Genomic DNA, 21979 nt, shown 5'->3' with positions numbered 1-21979 from the left:
ATGCAATTTAGAAAATATCTTCAACTATATATATAGGTCTATGCTTAGACTCAATGTATAGCCGACCAATATATTCACCCAAAACACCTATGGAAATAAGTTGTATGGAACCAAAAAATAGAATTGCTGACATCAGAGATGCATAACCAGGCCAATCGACTCCTAGAAAAATTGTTCTTAATACAATAAAAAACATATAAACAAGGCTTAAAAAAGCAATGACACCACCAATATATGACCATACTCTTAAAGGCCATGTAGAAAAGCTAGTTAAGCCATCTAGAGCGAAATTCCATAATTTCCAAAAATTCCACTTGGTCTGACCTACATGGCGCGCAGGGCGATGATACTCAACACCAATAGAAGGATAACCTGGCCATGCAAACATACCCTTCATGAAGCGATTTCTCTCAGGCATATTCTTAATAGCGTCAACAACGCGCCGGCTCATTAATCTAAAATCGCCTGCATTAGCAGGTATAGAAGTATGAGATAGTTTATTAAAAACCCTATAAAACATTCCTGCTGATGCTCTTTTACTTCTCTTATCGTCTTTACGGCTAGCGCGCATGCCATAGACTGTGTCATATCCTTTTTTCCAATAATAAACAAAATCATGAATTAAAGAGGGAGGATCTTGTAAATCCACATCAATAGGAATAACGGCATCTCCTATTGCATGGTCAATACCTGCTGTCATAGCCGCTTCTTTACCAAAATTACGAGATAACTTGATGCACTTTATTCGCTGATCTTGTTTAGCCGCCAACATTATTTTATCGACAGTTTTATCTGTAGAACCATCATCGACAAAAAGCAATTCAAGATCCAACTCTAAATCTTTGAGATCTTCATTAATAGCCGTAAGAAAAGGATCAATAGACTCCTCTTCGTTTAAAACCGCAACAATTAAAGAAAGTACATCTCTTTTCTTTTCAATCATTAGAATCTCCCCTGAATATCCATATTTTTGACACTATGTACGTAAGAAAAGGAACACTCATAACTGCAATTAAAATTGCAATCATCTTTGGAAAATGGAAAGCAAGCCCAATTGTCAAAACGATGTTGTTTAAAAAAAAACCTAATACAGAAACACTAAAAAATTTAGCTAAAGAACCCTGCCTTTTAAAGGTAAAATATTGATGCCCTAAAAAAGAAAACAAAAAGGCAGTTAAGAATGAAATAAAATTCACAGCATAAATATGCAGGAAAGGAAATAAAAAAATTAGCAGTGCTGCTATTGCAAGATGGATTAATGTGGCCCCCCCACCGACCACGAAAAAACGGAACAATTGGAAACTTTCGTTTTCAATAAAAAACTTAAAGATATTCATTTTTTTCTCAATAACATTTCAAGTAAAGTACATTTCAAATAAAATTTAAGACACACGAAAGTTAAATGTTATGGGTATTAATATTTGACATAGAGAAATTTTCTTGCACTCTAAAAATAAAGAGGGTGCACATCATTAATAACAACCCTCTATATTAAAAATTGAATCAAAGAATCAATAAATCATCCCGCTATAAATTAAAGATAAAATTTTAATAGCTGCACATAAAAATTATTGGCCGCCGCTTTTACCTATAAGTAGTTTTTGATGACTATGAATCCCCCAAAGTATCGCTAATAAAAACGCAAAGACCATCACGCCACTGTTATGAGACAAGAAAACTTGTGAGAAACCAAAATCTATATATGCAACACTTAATAGCACGCCAGCGACGGCAATTGATCGCACATTCAAATCAGTATGATGGAGATAACGACCAAACAAACGCATGGGCACGAGGTAAAGCATTAATAGAATAGCGAGGCCAACAATTCCTCGCTTAGCAAACGCGTCAAAAAACTCATTATGAGCATGACCAAACTGAAGTACGACAGGGCTGACTATATTTTGCGCGACTAATTTTGCCATCCCTTCCTGGTAACCTATTTCTCCCCACCCAAGAAGTGGTTTCTCGGCAATCAAGTGGCTAGCGCCTTTCCACATTTCAAAACGTGCACCAAGCGATGTATCCTGAGAATCGCCTGATAGGTACCAAGTTATATCATTGATACCCTGAACTACTCGGTCTTGAATACCTGTTTGAGGTAAAAAGAAAGCGCCAGCCCCCATAAGAACGACTAGGCCTACTAGGGATAGTTTAATTTTTAGGGGAAATTGCTGGCCATAGCTGCGATAAAGCACCAACAGCATTAGTGGGAAACCGACCCAGCCTCCCCGACTGCCTGACATAAGCGATCCGAGCACCCCCATGAAGGCAGCTGTGATAAGTAAAATGGTCCATATCGCGCGTTGGCGCTGAATGAATGCCCAACCTAAGCCCGCCATGCACAATATACCTAGCAGCATACTCAAGTTACCGAACTGGATGACATGGGTATATCCGCCAGCACGCTCGACCTCGCTAAAGAGTTTCTGCCAAGCAGCCCAGCTACCTGCAGCAATGGCACCTACGGCAAATCCCGACCATAGCCACGCCAAACGCGGTGGATAAGCAAGCACGAATAGGAGTGCAGGAACGGCGAGCATAAATCGACTGGGGCGGTCCAAAGCACGTGAGCTTTCACCTCCCCACCAGGCCATTAACATCACGACAATGGAATACGCCAACATTACCGCTATCACAGCGTAGTCTTTACGGTCTAAGTGCAACCGTGGGCGCAAAAAGAGCAGTGCCACACCCCCCAAAAGCAGGAGTACCGCGCCTAACGAGTAGCCGGTCGGTATGACGAGAGAAAGCGCTCCAAATAGGAACGCAGCGAGTGACGTATAATGGGTAGCCCACCGAGCAGTATTCAACATGGTATCGTCTTGTATCTTTAGAAAGGCGGAGTGCCGTGGCCGATAGCGGTTCGGCCTGCACTATACCACGTGCTCTCTTAGCGTTCAGGATCTCTATTTGCCCATTGCTGCCAGCGCCAGGTATCCACCACCATGTCGTGAACGCTTTTTTCAGCCTGCCACCCTAGCTCTTTTCGGGCTTTCTCAGCGCTCGCCCAAAAAGCCGGTAGGTCACCGCTGCGCCTTGGGGCAAAGCGATAAGGCACCGTAACGCCCGTAGCACGTTCGAACGTGGCCACCATCTCCCGCACTGAAACGCCCTGGCCTGTACCAAGGTTGAAATGGTCTACGCCAGTTGACAGATACTGGAGTGCCTTCAAATGCCCTTTAGCCAAATCCACCACGTGCAGATAGTCACGCACGCAGGTGCCATCGGGCGTAGGATAATCATCACCGAAAATGGCAAGCTCAGCACGCTGGCCAGCGGCTACCTGACTGATATAAGGCATGAGGTTATTAGGTATACCCTGGGGTGCTTCTCCAATGAAACCACTAGGATGAGCACCAACAGGATTGAAATAGCGCAGGATGGAGATCGCCCAACGCGAATCACTAGCGCTGGCATCTTCGAGCAGTTTCTCGATCATGGCTTTCGAAGTGCCATAGGGGCTAGTCGTGCGCCCTCGGGGCATGTGCTCAATATAAGGTATCGCAGCCTCTTCACCATAGACGGTAGCCGATGAGCTAAATACCAGTTGCATGACACCCGCTTGGCGCATGGCTTTGAGCAAACACAGCGTACCGCTGACATTATTATCATAGTACTCGAGCGGCTTAGAGATGCTCTCGCCCACTGCTTTGAGACCAGCGCAGTGGATCACGGCATCAATATCGTAGCGTGCGAAGAAGGCGCTAAGGCCCTTATAATCGCAGATATCACCCTCATGAAAGTGAACGCTACGCTGAGTGATCTGCTCAATTCGCGTCACAACCGAGCGCTGGCTATTGCAAAGGTTATCCAGCAGGATGACATCGTACCCAGCTTCGAGCAGTTCTACGGCAATGTGTGAACCAATGTATCCAGTTCCACCCGTCAGCAGTATCATCGCTTTACCTCGTTCTAGCCACATCAATAGGCGGCGTCAATATGCATTCTTATTGGTGAAGCCTTTAAACACCGTCAAAAAAATAATTTTTAAATCTAAAAAAAGCGACCAATTATCGATGTACCAGAGATCAAACTCGACGCGTCTCTGCATTTTATCGAGCGTATCTGTTTCTCCACGCAGACCATTGACCTGCGCCCAACCTGTAATTCCCGGCTTTACCTTGTGCCGACGCATATAGGACTCAACCAGCTCTTTATAATACTCGTTGTGCTCTAACGCATGCGGGCGAGGCCCTACAATCGACATTCGTCCCTGTAAGACATTATAGAACTGGGGTAATTCATCCAGCGAAGTTTTACGTAGCAATGCTCCAATCGATGTAAGGCGATTATCATTTTTAGTAGCCTGCGTCACTGTTCCCGCCTTCTCATTATGAACACGCATGGAGCGAAATTTATAGACCTTGAACCTTTTACCGTTCGAACCCGTTCGATATTGCTTGAAGAGAACAGGGCCTGGAGAGGTCACTTTTATAGCAATCGCAATTACAAGACAAATTGGCAGAATCATCAGCGTGATCAATCCGCCCAATAGAATGTCTTCAGTGCGCTTTATCAACCTCGCCATACCGCTGATAGGAGATACGCTTAAATCGATAGCCAAATGCCCAGCCACTTCACTAGTACGATGGTTCAAAAGCCTCATATCTTTGAAATCAGGTATGAAGCGAATCTCTTCAGTATGATTACGCAAAGCAAAGAAAAGTGCATGAACGGTTTCTCCCATCTCCAAGGGGACGCAAATCCACACCTCTGCCGCCCCGGACGAGCTGATTCGTGTAGCGATTCTATCAAGTTGAACACTATCGGGAATTCTGTGAAGACGTTCGACGCCAGCAATAGTGTGGCCTTCCCATGCCGCCTGACGCATCCCCTTAGCCACATTAAGTACGTTTGTCCCAGGCCCTATAAGAAAGACTGGCCGCCGCGCTCCTCCACGTAAACGAATACGCCTAAGCCCATACTGCACTGCAATTCGTGCAGCACTCGCTACCGTAAAGGAACCAAGAAGTGTAAGCCCCACCCAAAGCCTTGAATAACGCTCCGATGCATCAGCCAAATAAATTAAAGAAGAAACGATAATTGCCACCGCCAGCCAAACAATTAGCAGCTTACCAATTAAATTATAATTCGACGACACTCGCCATCGTTTGTAGCTTCCAAACGCGCCATTTATTACGACGACTAGCAAAGACATACAAGCTAGTGCTAAAACATAGCGTTCATGTAATTCAATAGAGCCAAATCGATAGAGATAAGCTAAAAGGCCGAAAAATGTAATTACGACGATATCCAGAACGGGAAAAATAAGCTGCGGAGGGTAACGCTCCGAAAATACAACGCCTTTTCGTATTTTCATTTTTTCGTTACTACGATACATCATCTTCATAGCACCCTGGTTCTATTTACGCTTTTGCCTAGCAAAGCAAAGCCAAAGATTTTAATGTCTTTTACTGAAGAGACCTTTAAAATCCAACCGCATCTATTTTTTCCCGATTTCAAAAAAACCAATGCACTCAAATAAATAAATATAAAATTTACAATATTTGTGGACTTCGTTGTGTAAGATTCCGATATATTGGAAATCATAAAGAAACTAATAAAAGTGAAAAAGGTAATAAATTCTACGAAATTAAGGTTAGCCCTTAAAACAGAGACTAATAAGAAAACTATAAAAGTCCCATAGAAAAATGCACCCAACACTCCTCCTTGAATGAGAATATCAATATAACCATTATGGCTATCTTCAGGATAAAAATCTCCCATTCCGTCAATAGCGCCCAATGCTCTAAAATTTTCTGTGGTCCAGAAATTATCTAAACCATAACCTACCCAAAGATGGGCCCCTTGCAAATGCTGAACGGCATACTCCCAAATAGTCAATCGACCAGTTAAAGAAATAAATTGACCAAAGACACTGACACCATCATTACCTGAATAAAGATTAACAGCTTCCATATTACTTAATATGATGACACCTATTGAAAAAGCTTCAAAAAACAAAACTGCTACGAACACTTTCGCGTTAACTTCGGGATCTTTAATTACTTTATAAACTAAGCAAAAGAAAAGCACGAGAACAGAAGTCAATACACCAGTAGCAAATCCGGTTCTAGACCCCGAGTTTATAACGACGAAAACGGCGGACACAAACACAAAAAAAGCAAAAATCTTATTTTCAAGATCGCGAACACTAATAAATAAAAGTGTTGCTAAAACCATAAGTAAAGCCGAAAGTCGACCGAGTGCGTTTTTTTGATCAAAAACGCCTTTCCAATCTCCCGAAAACTTCCCAGCTTCAACGCCTACATCAGGATAAAAACTCGCTAGTACAACATTAAAAACAAGCAATAGAAAAAGCGATACAACAAGCAGTTTGAGAAACTCTTCCGCGCTAACCTTGTAGGCACAGAAACTTGCCAACACCACGATAAGTGAAAGAGCCACCACTTTAGCTAAAGCGGTCAGCTCACCCTCAAATAAAAGTGATATTAAGAAAAGATAAAAAATAAAGATAGGTAAAAAAATCACTACCGGGCTAACACTCCATTTACTTAACGTAATAAAGCCCAATAGCGCCAAAAGTATCATTAGCATGGTGCTATACTGCTCAATAGAAAGCATGACCCTATCGTCAAAATTTCCATTGATAAAAAATATCCAGGCGCCTAGTAAGAAAAAAAACAACCTATTGATAGCCATATTTGCGTCTACTATAAAAAAATTAAAGACAGGCCTCGGTTTTATAAAACACTAGTAGCCGCCCTTCCTTCCACTACACTTTATTATTTAGCCTATAATTTTTCTTTTGATCCTTTCAAACAATCCCATCTTCCATCCTTTTCCCCAATGATGAATAAGATAAGTACTTTCTTCTACATACTTGAACATTAGAATCTTACGATCATGCGCTTTAGCATACGGATTGTAAGGATAAAAAGCACTATAAGGCATTAGCTGAATATCGCTAGCATCTTTTCTCACACATGCATTAGCGACTTCTGGCGCTATCAAAAAGGGCTTTTTTTCTTTAAATCTCTTTTCAATCAAGTCTATTGCATCGTTAAAAAAGTGATGGCCAGCCGCGCCGCCTACAACAGCCGTATTCAATCTATCAGCATCTTCATACCCTAAGAAGCAGTTATACTGCAACAAAGGATCTAAAGTTCTAACAGCTTCGATATCAACATCTAAATAGACACCACCATGATCACGTAGTACCACCATACGTATATAGTCCGAAAGAAATGCCCAGCGTTTTTTTTCGAGGCAATCTTTCACATAAGGAATGCTGATATCTATATTACTTTCATTCCATTCGATAATATCGAAGTCTGGCATGATGGCGTTCCAACTAGAAATACACTCTTTATATAGAGCGCTTTTTTCATTTCCACCGAACCAGCAATAGTGAATAGTTTTAGGAATCATTTAATATCAACCAATATTTTTTCCAAACTTAAAGAGATAGTAAGGATAGTCAAAGAAATAACGAGCAGCTAGTCGACGGGGTTCTTTCAAAATTCGGTATAACCAACGTAGATGGTAACGATTAATAATCTCAGGATAGTAGTCACCGCCTTTAGCCGCTACTAATTGATCTAAATACCCCCCGCAGGTAAAGCCGCTTCCTTGCCATCCCTTATCCTGCATATCCAACAGGACACGCTCTTGCTTACCCGCTCCCATACCTACGATGAGGATATCTGATGACATGGCATGCTCAAGGAATTGTGCTCGCTCGCTTGCTTCATCGAAATATCCCGAGCGAGCTAATATAATATCTAGGCCCGGGTATTTTTCCTGCAATAGTACAGTAGCTTGAGAAATATTTTCTTGTGTTCCTCCAATGAGGCAGACTCGTTTGCCATATTCTACCGCATGTTGGAATACCAAGGGGGCAATCGACGTATCATCGAAACTGACGCGCTCAACGCGCTTGTTTTTGAAAAGGCGAGCGTATATTACGATGGCAATACCATCTGTATAAAAGCGTAAACGCTTACACTCCTGATGAGTCAACGTCTCGGAGACCACGCCCAACGAAAAGGGGTTGAGAAAAGTACAACACTCGCCCGGCTGAAAGATAAAGCGCTTTTCCAGCTTCATTTTCATGCTATCAACGCTCCCTAGCCGTTAATTGATCTCAGTGGCGCACATAAGCGCCCCGCCAATCCATCATTAAAAAACCCAAATCACGCTTCACCACGTAAACTGCAAGCACATTATGCACAGTAAGACATACCAATAGAGATAACGCAGCTCCCATTGCGCCATAGAAAGGAGTAAGTATTAGTGCCACACCCCCACCTACTACTACAGATAAAAGCAAAAGATTACGTGCTAAGCGCTGTCTATCGACCATCAATAACAACAGTACGACCGAACCTGTAAATACGTTAATTACCTGTGCTAGTACCAGTACACGTAACACACCCGCCGCACCTTGATAATCGTTTCCAAAAAAACTCAATATCCATTCCGGCCAAAGCAAGAAAATAAATGCAGGAAGGGCTGAGAAAAGTGACATCTGCAGCGTACTTTTTTTAGCCAACCGCCTTAATTCAGTGTGATTGTTTTCATGGTATAGACGTGAAAACTTTGGCCCTAGAATGCTGTCGTAAACGGTTAAAATAAAACCGATAATCATCGCTAGACGCAGTCCCAAACTGAAAATAGCGACCTGCTCTTCACTATGAAACACCCCCAACACGACGCTGGCTCCCCATTGGATATAGTAAAAAATGATACCCACCAGCAAAAAATCGGGAAGACTTTGGTAAAAACCACGCGAAAAGCTAATTTTTCTGTCATCGCTTAAGCCGCTGCTGCCATAGACACGCATCACAGCCCATAATCCAATGACCAAGTAAAGGACTAAAAGGCTGCCAAGTAACGCCATAAGATACGAGGCGGTAAGCACTACATTGCTAAAAAGTGAGATCCCCACTATGAACAGGCTCAATATGATGGAGATACTACCTATTTCAAAGAGGCAAGAAACATTCGCTTTTCCCCACCCTTTCAAGATGAAATTGCACAGATAAATAATACTATAGAGAGGGGAAAGAAGCGCTGTGATACGTAAAGCGTGCGCCCCTTTTTCAACATTTGTGAATAATAGAGCCGCAATTTCTGCAGCCCAAAAAAACAACAGTGTAGATACTACCAAGCTCGCTGCCATATTCACCCAAAAACCACGGTGATAAATCCATTTCACTTCCCGGCGATTGTCATTTGCAGTAGCAATGCCCATGTACTTTAGGGTTGCCCTATCAGTACCTAAACTAGTAAATACTTGAATACCTATCATAATCGACAGACACAGCATGAAAGCGCCGAACTCTTTGAGATCGACGAAGGTAGCGAGCACATAAGAGAGAAGGAATGTTCCTCCTGCTGCCATGCCTCTAGCAGCAAAAGTAGATAAAAGCTGATTTTTGAAAATAAAACTCAGTATCACTTAAGCTCACCTTATCCATGGTATAGCTTACAATTAAAGATAGCTTTCTAATTAAATTTACGCATATTTAGACATGCATCTCATTACCATCGAGTGCAAATTGTTCCATGATCGAATTCATATTGAGAACAATTAAAAAAGCGCAACCACAAAGGATTGCGCTTTTACAAATGTAACAGACCTCTTCATCCCTGTATAGAGACAGCTAGTTAATCCTAATTATCACTTATAAACCGCAAACCGCCCACATACCTCGGCGACCTTGCCCTGCACCTCATTTTCGATGCTTGTAGTATCTTCGCCCTTAGCGAGGACGTCGAGAATGTCGCAGATCCAGCCAGCCAGCTCGCTGCACTCTTTTTCGCCGAAGCCGCGCGTGGTGACGGCAGGCGTACCGATGCGCAGGCCCGAGGTGATGAAGGGGCTTTGCGGGTCGTTGGGAACGGCGTTTTTGTTGACGGTGATATGCGCGCGCCCCAGAGCAGCGTCGGCGTCCTTACCGGTTACACCCTGCTTGATCAGCGAGAGCAGGAAGAGATGATCTTCAGTACCGCCGGAGACGATGTCGTAGCCGCGCTCGATGAACACCTGCGCCATGGTCTGGGCGTTCTTGACCACCTGTTGCTGGTAGGTTTTAAATTCCGGCGCCATGGCTTCTTTGAAGCAGATCGCCTTGGCGGCGATGACGTGCATCAACGGGCCGCCTTGGCCACCGGGGAACACGGCAGATTGCAGCTTCTTTTCGATCTCGGCGTCGTTCTCGGCCGAAAGGATCAGACCACCACGCGGGCCGCGCAGCGTTTTGTGGGTCGTAGTGGTGACGACGTGAGCATGTTTCAGAGGGCTCGGGTAGACGCCAGCGGCGACCAGACCCGCCACGTGGGCCATGTCGACCAGTAGGTAGGCACCCACTTCATCGGCAATCTCGCGGAACTTGGCCCAGTCGATGATTTGTGAATAGGCAGAGAAGCCTGCAATGATCATCTTCGGCTTGTGCTCATGGGCTAGCGCCGCCACTTGATCGTAGTCGATTAGGCCCTGGTCGTTGAGACCGTACTGAACGGCGTTGTAGTGCTTGCCCGAAAAATTGGGCTTGGCGCCGTGGGTCAGGTGACCACCGGCATCCAGGCTCATGCCCAGCACGGTTTCACCCGGCTTGACCAACGCCTGGAAAACGGCGCCGTTGGCCTGTGAGCCTGAATGCGGCTGAACGTTGGCGTAAGTGGCGCCGAACAGCTCCTTGGCGTAATCGATCGCCAAGCTCTCCGCGATATCCACGTATTCGCAGCCGCCGTAGTAGCGCTTGCCCGGATAGCCTTCGGCATACTTGTTGGTCAACTGGCTGCCTTGGGCTTCTAGCACGCGGGGGCTGGCGTAGTTTTCGGAGGCAATCAGCTCGATGTGAGCCTCTTGACGCGCTACCTCTTTCTGCATGGCGTCAAACAGGGTGTCATCGAATCCGGCAATGGTCATATCGCGGCTGAACATGAGCAGGGAACCTCGTCAAAAGGAGCGATGGTGAAAAGGAAGAGGCGCTATCATACCCCAGCGCCTGTCAGGTTTCATCGCATCTGCATTGGATCGGCATATATCGTCATCATGGCCTCACGCCTCTTCCAGCAGCCCCAAGCTCGCGGCGGGTGCCTGTCGGCGCACGTCACGGGTCAAGAGATGACCAATGCCACCAATTAACAGCGCCCCACCCAGCGGTAGTAAAAGCCAAAGTTCGAGATGCAGCCGCGGCGGTAGATCGAGCCAGACGCGATAGAGCACGGCGCAGGCAAGCTCGCTAAGCGCCGCCCCCATCAGCCCGCTCGCCAGCCCCAAAAGGCCATACTCGGCGGCCTGGACGCGTGAGATCAGCCGGTTGCCCGCCCCAAATACGCGCAGCAAGGCGCTCTCATGGGCCCGTACTGGCAGGCTTGCGGTCAACGAAGCATAGAGCACGCTCACGCCCGCGAGCAGCACCAATGCAAGGATCAGCTCGATCGCTCGGGTCACTTGGCTAAGCATGTCGCGCACCTGGCGCAAGATGGCATCGACGTTGAGCAGAGAAACACCGGGGAAATCGCTTACCAATTCGCGAATCAAAGACTGCTCCTGCTCGGGCAGATGAAAAGCGGTGATGTAGCTATGGCCGAAACCTTCGAGCACGCCCGGCGGAAAGACCACGTAGAAGTTGGGCTGAAAACTGTCCCAATCGAGATTACGCAGGCTCGTGATCTCGGCCTCAAGGCGCTCACCGCCAATGGTGAAACTGAGCCTGTCGCCGAGTGTTACGCCCAAGCGCTCGGCCAGCCCATCCTCTAGCGACACGGGCACAGGCGTAGTCTCGGTTGAGGCGCTGTGCGCATCGACGGCGCTCATCCAGTTGGCCTGATGGGCATTGGCTGCACTACGGCTTGCAAACCACTCTCCCGCCACCACGCGGTTGCCCTCGGGCAGCTGCGACTGCCAAGTGAGGTTCAGCTCGCGGCGCAGGGCGTTGTCACCGCGTGCATCAACGGGCACCGCCTCGCGTGCCAGCTCACCGTTGATCTCGGTCAACCGCCCGCGCACCATGGGATAGAGCGTACTCTGGGCATCGGCATGGGGCGCGATAGCAGTGGCGAAGGCGTCGCGCTCGCTGGGTTGGATGTTGATGGCAAAATAGTTGGGCGTGCGTTCCGGCAGTTGCGCCTGCCAGGTATCGAGCAGATCGCCGCGTACCAGTACGATCATCGCCATAGCGAAGAACGTCACCGAAAACGCCAATAACTGGCCCACTCCCGCTTGGCGCCGACGCCCCAGCTGCCGCCCGCCCAAGCGCAGCGCTTGGCGCCATTCGCCGCGTCCGGAGAGGCGCGTAAGAGCGGCCAACAACCCGTTGAGCAGTAGTGTGCACAGGCCCCACAAAAGCCCCAACACCACGAACCCACCGAGTAAGAGCGCCATCGAAAGTACTAGACTGCCCGAGTAGAGCCACAGCAGGGCGCCAAAGACTAGGCTGGCAACGCCCACCACTAGCCACGCCGAAGGCGGCAACGGATCGAGCTCGCGACGCAGCACCTTGAGCGCGCTCACGCGCTGAATACGCAAAAGCGTCGGCCCGGCAAAGCCGACCAGCACCGCCAGCGCCGTCAGCACGCCCAGCGCCAGGGGAGTCAAACCGGGGGCCGGTAACGTCAGCGGGAGTAGGTCGCCCAAAAGCCTCAATAGCAGCGCCTGCCCGGCAAAGCCCAACAGCGCCCCGGCAATCGAAGCCGCCAAAGCCAAGCCCAGCAGTTGTAGCGTAAAGATGAACGCAAGCTGCTGTTGGCTGGCACCAAAGCAGCGTAGCAGCGCCGCGGTATCCAAATGGCGCTCGGTATAGCGCCGTGTGGACATGGCCACCGCCACCCCGGCCAGCAGCACGGCGGCAAGCCCGGCAAGCCCCAAGTAGCTCTCGGCGCGCTGCAGGGCGTTACCCAGTTGAGGGCGATCAACGCGTACGTCGCGCACTTCCACGCCTGCTTGGCGCAGTTCGGCAAGCTGGTCTTGCACTTGCGCCAACGCGCTGGGCGGCCCGGCGGCCAGCAGTTCGAAGTCGATGCGCGAGCCCGGCTGCACCAAGCCCGTAGCGGGTAGGTCTGCCGTGTGGATCATCAAGCGCGGATTGAAGTTGCCAAAGCCCCCGGCTTGGTCGGCCTCTCGCTGGATAACGCCGGTAATAACCAGTTCGGTCTGCCCTACCTGCACGCTATCGCCAAGCGATAGCTCGACCAGCGCCATGAGCCGGGGATCCGCCCACGCCTCACCCGGGGACGGACCCGAGGCTAAGGTGGTAACGCCCTCTCCCCTATCCACCTCAAGGCTGCCATAGAGCGGATAACGATCATCCACGGCTTTTAGGCTCGCGGGCTGAAAGCGCGCCTCGCGGCTGATCATCGAGACCAAATTTACCTGCTCGCTTAGGGTAAGCCCTGCGGCTTCGAACGTGTCTCTGAGTTCGTCATCGAAAGGCTCGCGCTGTTCGAGCACTACGTCACCGCCGAGCAGTTGCCCCGCCTGACGCTCGAGCCCGCGCTCCAACCGGTCGAGAAAGAACGCAATCATGGTCGAGGCCGCTACCGCGAGCATTAGGGCAATAAACAGCGCACGCACGTCGGCGGCGCGCAGGTCGCGCTTGAGGCTACGCCCGGCCAGGCGCCAGTTCCACTCACTCATGCGTCACCTGTGCTGGGCGTTACCGCGTCACCACCCGTATCGAAACGATCAAACGCCTCCAAACGGCCATCGACCAGCTGCAGGCAGCGGCTACAGCGTCGCGCCAAGGCGTGATCATGCGTGACCAGAATCAGCGTGGTGCCCAACGCGCGGTTGAGTTCGAAGAGCAGATCGATGATCTGGGCGCCAGTATCGGGATCAAGGTTGCCTGTGGGCTCGTCGGCAAAGACCAGCTCGGGGTCGGTAACGAAGGCGCGGGCGATGGCCACCCGCTGCTGTTCGCCACCGGAAAGCTGCTTGGGTAGATGCCCGGTGCGCGCAGCAAGCCCTACCCGCGAAAGCCACTCTTTGGCTGCTGGTGTATCACCGGCGCGCGCGGAAAGTTCGAGCGGCAGCAGCACGTTTTCCAGCGCATTCAAGGTGGGTAACAGCTGGAAATTCTGAAACACGAAGCCGACCTTACCCGCCCGCAGCGCTGCACGGCCGTCTTCATCCAGGCGGCTAAGCGGCTTGCCAAAAAGGGCAAGCTCGCCTTCATCCGGGGTATCGAGCCCGGCGAGTAGACCCAGAAGGGTCGATTTACCCGCACCGCTGCGCCCCAGAATGGCCACGCTTTCACCCCGCGTTACTTGAAGGTCCAGCGCTGCGAGAATAGTGAGGCGCTTTTCGCCGCTAACCACCTGCTTGCATAACCCTCGCGCATCGAGCACGAGAGTATCGGCATGCGGGCGGGGAGATATCGGTTTGGAAGAAAGCGGGCTAGACTGATCCGGCGCATCGGTCATGAAATGAGGTATCCCTGATATGTGGCAAACGAATCGCTGGCAACAACATCTTTTGTGCGTGCTAGGAAAGAGGGCCATCTTAACGGTAGCCATGATAGTGACCGCCTTCCCCCTTGCTCTGCAAGCCAACGAGCCACCAACGCTTTTGGTAATGGGTGATAGCCTCAGCGCCGCCTACGGCATCGAGCAGGACGAAGGCTGGGTCACGCTGTTGCAAGAACGCTTGGGTGAACGCGCCCAGGTGGTCAATGCCAGCATCAGCGGTGAAACCACCTCTGGCGGTCGCCAGCGCCTTGCCGATCTGCTGGATCAGCACGCCCCCGACATCGTGCTGCTCGAACTCGGCGGCAACGATGGTCTGCGCGGCCTGGCGCCACAGCAGATGCAGGCCAATCTCGCCACCATGATAGAGCAGAGCCAAGCCATCGACGCCGAGGTACTGCTTTTAGGTATCGATATTCCGCCCAACTATGGCCAAGCCTACCGCGATGCGTTTACCGGCGTTTACCATCAATTGGCCGACGAGTTCGAGGTCGCCCTGGTGCCCTTTTTACTCGAAAGCGTAGCGCTCGATGCCGAACTGATGCAGGACGATGGCATTCACCCCACCGCCGCTGCTCAACCCACCATCCTCGATAACGTTTGGCCTGCGCTCGAACCGCTACTCGAGCGTTCACCGGAGGAGGCCGATGCCTAGCTGCTATTGCGATGGCCCGCACCGCTTCTCTAGCGCGGGCCGGGCATGCCCTGTACTCTTGTTCCCCCCGGCCCCACCGCGATCTCACTGAATGTCCGTTCGCTTCGTTTCTCGCCCCCTCGATGCTTCGCGTCGGCGTTTTCTCGCCGGGCTCGGTGGCGTTGCTGCGGCGCTGGCGCTCGGGCTTCCTACCCCGCCGGCGCAGGCCTTCGACCCCGACCGCTTGCGTCAGAGCATGCAGCGGCTTTATGGCCAAGGCGGGCTTCGCGTGCTGGAGGAGTGGTTTGCCCTGCTCGAGCGTCTGCGCGGTGAGGAGATCAGCGTCCAGCTGCGCGAGGTCAACGACTTCTTCAACCGCCGCGTACGCTGGGTCGATGACATCAACAACTGGGGCAGCGAAGACCACTGGGCCACGCCGCTAGAAACCATGGGCCAGGGCCAAGGCGACTGCGAGGATTACTCCATCGCCAAGTACGTCACCCTCAAGCAGCTGGGCGTGCCCGGTGAACGTCTGCGCATGATCTACGTTCGCGCCCGCATCGGCCGTAGCCAAATTACGCAGGCGCACATGGTGCTCGGCTACTACTCGACGCCCGACGCCGAGCCGCTGGTACTCGATAATATACTGCCGTCGATCACCCCAGCGTCGCAGCGTAGCGATCTTGACCCCCTGTTCAGCTTCAATAGCGACGGCCTCTGGGCGGGCGGCTCAACGCAGTCACGCGCCGACCCACTCGCCCGCCTCTCCCGCTGGCGAGGCGTCATCGAACGCATGCAGTCACAAGGCTTCACCTAACAAGATTTTAATTAACAAGGATTTATCTAAGAGGACCTGGGATGTCGCTTATCAAACAGCTCTGGCTGGCCATCGTTACCGTGCTGCTGGTGTCGTTCGTCGGCAGCCTGCTGGTGAGTATTTCGACCAGCCGTAGCTATATCGAGCAGGAAGTGCGGATCAAGAACGAGGACAACGCCACGGCCCTGGCGCTGTCGATGAGCCAGCTGGATAAAGACCCGGTGACGCTTGAGCTGTTGATCGCGGCCCAGTTCGATACCGGCTACTACCGCCAGATCGTTCTTCGCGACCCTCAGGGCGAGGTACTGATCGAGCGCTCGGCGCCCAGCTACGAGGGAGACGTTCCTAGGTGGTTTCGTCAGCTAGTGCACTTCGACGTCCCCGAAGGCAGCGCCACTATTCAAGATGGCTGGCGTCAGTTTGGCACGCTCACGCTTGCAAGCCAGCACAGCTTCGCTTACGCCGCCCTCTGGCGCAGCATGCTCGAACTCGCCGCCTGGTTCGCGCTGGCTGGCCTACTTAGCCTACTGCTGGCGTGGGTATTGGTGCGCGGCATCAAAAAACCGCTGGACCGCGTCGTTACGCAGGCGCGAGACATCGGTGCCCGCCGCTTTACCACCAGTGAAGAGCCCAAAACGCTAGAGCTTCGCCAACTGGCTCAGGCGATGAATACGCTCTCTGCCGATGTGCACCATATGCTAAGCCAAGAGGGCGAGAAACTCGACGCGCTGCGCCGCCACTTGCAGCACGATCGCATCACCGGTGCGCTCAACCGCGAGGCCTTCATGGGCCGCCTAACGGCTGCCCTGACAAGCGACGACGTCCGCGCCTCGGGGGTCATGGCGATGGTACGCGTGTCGCAGTTGGAAAAGCTCAATCAGCAGTTGGGGCATAACGCCACCGATGCCCTACTCAAGGCTCTGGCATCGCGCCTGGAGAGCCTCGGTAAGCAGTGGCATGTGCCGCTGGTCGGGCGCTTGAACGGCAGCGACTTCGCCGTCATGGCCCCTGCCGCTGAAAGCCCCGAGCTACTCGCCAAGGAGCTTACTACGCTGCTGCAAACGCTAGCAGCCGATACTCACCCACAACCGACGGAAAGCCCGAGTGAGCATAGCGAACGACCACGCCTGCTCGCCGCCGTTATGCCCTACGCAAGTGACGACGAGCGCGGTACCCTACTCGCCACCCTCGACGACGCCCTGGCCGAAGCCGAGAGTAGCGTGCATACCAGCGTCGTGGTGCGCGACCGCGAGTACCATTCGCTGTTCCATACCCACGCCGAGTGGCGTGAAGCGCTCGATGCTGCCTTGGCCAAAGGGCCACAGTTGGCTTTTTTCCCAGTTGTAGACGCTACAGGCCAGATCGTTCACTATGAATGCCCGGCCCGCCTGGAGCTGGAGCAGGCATGGCAAAGCGCCGGGGTATTCCTACCCTGGGTAACGCGCCTGGGCATCGAACCCGCGCTGGATATGGCGGTGGTTAAAAAGGCGCTGGCAGAGCTAGCCCTCACCCCAACGCGCACGCTGGGGCTGAACCTTTCCATCGCCTCCATCACTAGCGCGCGCTTCGTTAACGAGCTGCGCGCCCTGCTGGAAGCCACACCGCTAGCCCAAAATCTCTGCTTCGAAGTGCCCGCAGCGCTGGATGCGCAAGCCGTAGCCAGCCTTCGCAGTTTGAGCCATGCCCTGCGCCCTCTAGGCTGCCAATTAGGAATAGAGCACGTGGGCGCTGAATTTACCCGCCTCGCCGACCTGCACGACATGGGGCTGGCGTATCTCAAAGTTGATAGCAGCCTGATCCGTCGCCTTGATGCGTCCTCAGAGCAACAGGCCATCGTGCGTGGCATGGCGACACTTTGCCACTCCCTAGGCATCCAGGTGATCGCCGAGGGCGTGACCACCGAAGCCGAGCTCACCGCCGCCTTCCAAGCGGGCGCCGACGGCGCGACCGGCCCCGGTGTACGCGAGCTGCATTGATTACCTAAACGCATTAACGCCCAAAAAAGAAGGCCGCTGCCAGTTCGTGGCAGCGGCCTTGCGTCTTTGAGGCTAAGAATGTTTTCTAGATGACGTCGCCATCATCGCCTAGTAGGTTCACATCATTCTTGGCCCGCAGCGATTTACGCTCCATGATCTTGCTTTGCGCCGCCGGCGGTAGATCAGTGAAGCTGAGCACGCCCTTCTCCAGCAACACTTCCAACATATCCTCCACGACCCGCACGAATGCCAAATCCGAGGCGATGAACTGCGCCGATTGCCCCGTCTGTGCCGCTAGAAAAGCAAACACCTCCGGCGAGTCCGGCGCGATGGTTTCGTTGGCGTCATCGAGAGGCTCTTTACTGAGCATGACGATTTCCCCCTGGGCATTGCGTTTGATGTAGAGCATGGTGTCATTGCAGGATTAGCTATAGACACTCATTACTTACGACTGTCTCTTCGCTCTATCCTGACTCTCCTTTGTGAGATTTTTTAAATAACCAGAGTAGGTTTCGCTGTGCGTAATTTCACGAGCTTGCTTACCTACAGCACATGCCCATTTATTTCCGCCAGTGATCAAAGATGCCTGTGTAATCAAGTCAACATAGGAGGACCGAAGAATAAAGGCAATACTTGTCCTATAGTCGTCGCCCTCTCTCTCCATCTCCGTTGCGATTTGCCAATTAGAGATCGAATTCATTAATACCGAATTAAGATGTTCAAAATTTTTACGATAGAATGTGTTCCTTGGCAAGCGGATCAACAAATCGAAAAAAAGCTTATTGATGCTAGCGTCATCTAGTTCCTTATCTCTGTCAATCAAGTCATCCCATTTATGCGCCACATCACAGACTATTTCGATGAATTCAACTGCGGAACTATCGCCTTTCATCCAGCGTAATAATTGTTCATCATCGAAATACATACTGCACACTTTCCTCGACATGATTGAGATCGCTCTCTAGGTTAAAAGCTCCACTCGAAAAACCCGAATGGAGCTTCACCATATTAAAACGGCATATTAGAGGTCTATCTTGAGCTGCCCATCATTCAGCATACTCTGGATAAAGTCAGACGAGCTACTTCCTTCGGGCATCTCTACGTCCTTGAGCACAATTCGTTGATCAGCATTGTCCCCCCCAGCTTTCAAACCTCCATCCGACTTGATATGCAGCACCGTATCACTGCCCTGCTGCTCAGCATAGATGTACTGATCGATATTGCCGCTATCTTCTCCCTGCAATAGATCAGCCAAGTCCAGGCGATCCGCTTCGCCACTACCGTTAAAGCGTCCCAACTGGAAGTCCATGACTTGATCGACAGCAGGTGCCTGAAGAGAGCCTTGATCACCGCTCTCCCAGACGAAGGTATTGGCACCGGTACCGCCGTACATGATGTCGTTGCCTGTTCCCCCTATCAGCGTGTCGTTGCCACCCATACCGAAGAGGATATCATCACCCTCGCCACCAATGAGAATATCATTACCACCGGCGGCCCCACCCAGACGACCAAACTCGTCATGGTTTTCGGTGATGTATTCATGGATCTGCTGCGCTGATAGCGCATTAGGATCGTCAATACCCAACTTATCGGCAATGTAAGCCTTCATGGCTGGCAAGCCGTTTCCTTCGATATCTGCGAACTTGACCTGATCGCCGAAGATGATGTCGTTTCCTTCACCACCTCTGACGACATCGTCACCCGACGGCAGCACGGTGTTCTGTCCCAGTATCGCATCGGCCAAGTCCTCTGGATCAATGTTCGCCTGCACGATGCCATCTGAATCGAATTGGCTCAGCAGACTTTCATTGAGGCTCGCCCCGATACCGATCGCATTGATATCGGACAGACCATCAAGCAGCGCAAACGCGGCTTTCGAGTTAGCTAACACTTCTTCAGTAGTGCTGCTGCCGTTGCCTCCCAGCTCGGAAATCTCATATCCGCCCTTACCATCAGCCATGACGTTACCGATGACCGTGCTCGTCCAACTACCGCCACCACAGCCGGAACTGTAGTTCCATTGTTTAACGGCGCCATCTTTGTCGATAACTTCGCGTCTTGTGCCGTCGATGTTTTCATACACCGGCTGCCCCGGCTGATAATGAATTGCATCCAGGTCTAATATCCATTTCTTGCTGCTTCTGGATCCAATGACAGGCTTCGTGGTCTCGTTTTGCTGATAGAACGTGGGCGCACCATCCGTGATGAAGTAAGTCAGGTTAGTGCCAGGATTGCCTTTTACAGATTCGCTATGGAACCAGTTTGCGGTCGTTTTAAAGACATCCTCGTAGTTGGTTCCTTTGTCACGCAAGTACTTCATTCCATCGAGAGTACCCTGCAGTTTTGCCAACGCACCTTCATCCGCCAAGTTTACACTCACGGTCTTGCCTACCTGCGTATTGAAGTCCGTCAGGAAGACATTGACCTTACCTGCATCCTCGCCAATGGAGCTGGCTTTCAGTGCCTTGAAAACTTCTGCCAGAGAGGCCTTGGCATCCTCGATACCTTTGACGCCCATACTGCTCGAGGTATCGACCATGAAGGCGATATTGTAGTCAGACCCCGGCACTAGTTGCAGACCCGCCACGTCCCCGATAATGATATCGTTGCCACTACTACCTTCGATGCCGTCATTGCCTGGCGAGCCGACAATGATATTGTACTGCTCGATGCCTGTGGTCGCCGTGCTGGTTGCCGTATCGATGACAACGGGCGTACCGTCATCATTGAAGCCCACGACCTCTTTCGATGTTGCACTTGCCACCACATCGAACGCGCCGGCACTAAGCGGCACCTTCATCTGTAGGCCCAGATCAATGAGGTCCTGACCATCGGGGTTATCGATGAACCAGCTGCCATCGCTTTGCTTGATGACGTCAAAACCTGCCTGACTGGTCACGGTGACACCTTCAGGAATTCCCGTTAGCGTGATGCCTGACAACAACTCGCTGCCATCGATATCCACAAGCTTCGCGGATACGTCCAGCTCGACGATATCGAAGCCCTCTTGGGTAATCGTTGTCTCCGCATTAACCGGCATCATGGTATGCCCATCGCCAAAAATGAGGCCCTTGATGTTGTTTAGGCTGATTTGGATACCGGTAGCCTTATCGGTAATACTTCCATCATAACCAGAGTTCTGATGCTCCTCGCCAAGAGCCACTGAGTAGCTGCCATAAGGCTTGCTCAGATAAACATAATCCTTGTCCTGCCCGTTGATAGAGTTAACAGGCTGGTTTCCTCTTACCAGCTTGTTAAAGTCACCTATCAAGGCAATCACATCAGCACCATGCGTATTGTTGGCACTTCCCGGATTCAGGTTTCCGTCACTAAACGGAGGCTTGATAATTTTGCCATCAATCCCCGCAGCAGCAATCTCATCGCCCCTAATATCAATCGTGACGTTACCGTGCTTGACTTTAATGGCTGTTTGGCGTTCAGAAACTACCGTTTCCCCTATCGCAATAGATACTTCAGGCGCATCCGCAACGGGTTTAATATCAATAGTAAGCGTTGCCTCTTTACCCTCGTTACGCGCATCCGTAGGTATAAAGCTGAATTGCGCATAGTCAGCCTGCTGATTACCCAAACCATCGCCACCATAACCGTCGAAGCCGGATTCATTAGCTGCCGGTTTAAAGCGCAGCTCGCCTGCGTCGATCTGGGCTTTAGTGAAGTGGCTATTCTCTTCAACACTCTGCCAACTTCCATCGGCAGCTTTGTATTGCAAGGCACCTGCTTCAGGCAGCTGGGTGATAATTACTCCCAGCTCTTCATCAGCGGAATCTGCGTCTGAAATATTGAAGGCATCCCACGTGATCGTCAGGGGTACATCTTCTTTACCTACCAGCTGCCCATCTTCCGCTACTGGGACTAGGTCGATTACACCGGTGTCAGTAGCCATCGCGATGTTACCCGCCGGGTCGGTGACCGTGGCGGTGACGCTGATTGCGGTGTCGCTGGCGTTCAGGTCGGTGACCGTCACGCTGACCCCGTTGTCCAGATCGGCCTGGGTGACCGGGCGGTTGACCAGCTCGTTGCCTTTGCCATCGACCACCACCAGGGTGTCGCCCACTTGGGTGCCGTCACCCAGGGTGACCGTGGCATTCACGC

18 protein-coding genes are annotated in these 21979 nt (G+C 51.2%); 3 read left to right on the top strand and 15 right to left on the bottom strand.

All coding sequences use genetic code 11. From position 1 onward, the window contains the following. Positions 1-7: 7 nt before the first annotated feature. The 12 genes from LLY24_RS06895 to LLY24_RS06840 all read right to left on the bottom strand — a co-directional run bounded on the left by LLY24_RS06895 (position 8) and on the right by LLY24_RS06840 (position 14397). Positions 8-943 (bottom strand): glycosyltransferase family 2 protein, encoded by a 936-nt coding sequence (locus tag LLY24_RS06895; RefSeq protein ID WP_259035557.1) that lies wholly within the window; start codon positions 941-943, stop codon positions 8-10. Beyond that, on the bottom strand, positions 936-1337 hold the full coding sequence (locus LLY24_RS06890) for a GtrA family protein (protein ID WP_259035556.1): 402 nt from the start codon (positions 1335-1337) through the stop codon (positions 936-938). The genes LLY24_RS06895 and LLY24_RS06890 overlap by 8 nt, the downstream gene beginning before the upstream one ends. A gap of 231 nt (positions 1338-1568) precedes the next feature. Further along, positions 1569-2816: an O-antigen ligase family protein gene (locus LLY24_RS06885; protein WP_259035555.1), complete on the bottom strand. Its 1248-nt coding sequence runs from the start codon at positions 2814-2816 to the stop codon at positions 1569-1571. Positions 2817-2893: 77 nt separating this feature from the next. Then, complete coding sequence (gene galE, locus LLY24_RS06880; protein WP_259035554.1) at positions 2894-3901, bottom strand: UDP-glucose 4-epimerase GalE; 1008 nt, start codon at positions 3899-3901, stop codon at positions 2894-2896. Positions 3902-3937: 36 nt separating this feature from the next. Continuing rightward, entirely contained in the window at positions 3938-5347 is a 1410-nt protein-coding gene (locus LLY24_RS06875) for an undecaprenyl-phosphate glucose phosphotransferase (protein ID WP_259035553.1), read from the bottom strand. 2 nt (positions 5348-5349) lie between these two features. After that, positions 5350-6588, bottom strand: coding sequence for an O-antigen ligase family protein (locus LLY24_RS06870; RefSeq protein WP_259035552.1), 1239 nt, complete (start codon positions 6586-6588; stop codon positions 5350-5352). Between the two features lie 165 nt (positions 6589-6753). Beyond that, positions 6754-7395 (bottom strand): glycosyltransferase family 32 protein, encoded by a 642-nt coding sequence (locus tag LLY24_RS06865; RefSeq protein WP_259035551.1) that lies wholly within the window; start codon positions 7393-7395, stop codon positions 6754-6756. A gap of 6 nt (positions 7396-7401) precedes the next feature. After that, the gene (locus LLY24_RS06860; protein WP_259035550.1) at positions 7402-8079 is read right to left on the bottom strand and encodes a WecB/TagA/CpsF family glycosyltransferase; all 678 of its coding nucleotides are present in this window, start codon (positions 8077-8079) and stop codon (positions 7402-7404) included. Between the two features lie 31 nt (positions 8080-8110). Then, positions 8111-9427: an MATE family efflux transporter gene (locus LLY24_RS06855; protein WP_259035549.1), complete on the bottom strand. Its 1317-nt coding sequence runs from the start codon at positions 9425-9427 to the stop codon at positions 8111-8113. A 222-nt stretch (positions 9428-9649) separates the two neighbouring features. Continuing rightward, the gene (gene glyA, locus LLY24_RS06850) at positions 9650-10915 is read right to left on the bottom strand and encodes a serine hydroxymethyltransferase (protein ID WP_259035548.1); all 1266 of its coding nucleotides are present in this window, start codon (positions 10913-10915) and stop codon (positions 9650-9652) included. A 117-nt stretch (positions 10916-11032) separates the two neighbouring features. Beyond that, positions 11033-13612 carry an ABC transporter permease gene (locus LLY24_RS06845; protein WP_259035547.1) on the bottom strand — a complete coding sequence of 860 codons (2580 nt, stop codon included), beginning with the start codon at positions 13610-13612 and terminating at the stop codon, positions 11033-11035. Continuing rightward, positions 13609-14397: an ABC transporter ATP-binding protein gene (locus LLY24_RS06840; protein ID WP_259035546.1), complete on the bottom strand. Its 789-nt coding sequence runs from the start codon at positions 14395-14397 to the stop codon at positions 13609-13611. Before LLY24_RS06840 ends, LLY24_RS06845 begins: the two co-directional genes overlap by 4 nt. A 91-nt stretch (positions 14398-14488) precedes the next feature. Here LLY24_RS06840 and LLY24_RS06835 point away from each other — a divergent pair, with 91 nt between their 5' ends. From LLY24_RS06835 to LLY24_RS06825, 3 genes are all read left to right on the top strand, one after another. Further along, on the top strand, positions 14489-15094 hold the full coding sequence (locus tag LLY24_RS06835) for an arylesterase (RefSeq protein ID WP_259035545.1): 606 nt from the start codon (positions 14489-14491) through the stop codon (positions 15092-15094). A 91-nt stretch (positions 15095-15185) separates the two neighbouring features. Then, positions 15186-15890: a transglutaminase-like cysteine peptidase gene (locus LLY24_RS06830; protein ID WP_259035544.1), complete on the top strand. Its 705-nt coding sequence runs from the start codon at positions 15186-15188 to the stop codon at positions 15888-15890. 41 nt (positions 15891-15931) lie between these two features. Continuing rightward, complete coding sequence (locus LLY24_RS06825; RefSeq protein WP_259035543.1) at positions 15932-17866, top strand: bifunctional diguanylate cyclase/phosphodiesterase; 1935 nt, start codon at positions 15932-15934, stop codon at positions 17864-17866. Positions 17867-17951: 85 nt separating this feature from the next. On the opposite strand, the gene LLY24_RS06820 is transcribed toward LLY24_RS06825, so the two are convergent. The 3 genes from LLY24_RS06820 to LLY24_RS06810 all read right to left on the bottom strand — a co-directional run. Further along, positions 17952-18275, bottom strand: coding sequence for a tryptophan synthase subunit beta like protein (locus LLY24_RS06820; RefSeq protein WP_259035542.1), 324 nt, complete (start codon positions 18273-18275; stop codon positions 17952-17954). Between the two features lie 36 nt (positions 18276-18311). After that, on the bottom strand, positions 18312-18791 hold the full coding sequence (locus tag LLY24_RS06815) for a hypothetical protein (RefSeq protein WP_259035541.1): 480 nt from the start codon (positions 18789-18791) through the stop codon (positions 18312-18314). A gap of 96 nt (positions 18792-18887) precedes the next feature. Beyond that, positions 18888-21979: type I secretion C-terminal target domain-containing protein (locus LLY24_RS06810; RefSeq protein ID WP_259035540.1), on the bottom strand; the 3092-nt coding region annotated here is incomplete at its 5' end.

Origin of the sequence: Halomonas dongshanensis (genome assembly GCF_024790395.1) — a bacterium.
GTDB classification, from domain to species: domain Bacteria; phylum Pseudomonadota; class Gammaproteobacteria; order Pseudomonadales; family Halomonadaceae; genus Vreelandella; species Vreelandella dongshanensis.
This window is presented reverse-complemented; position numbering and strand designations above follow the sequence as displayed.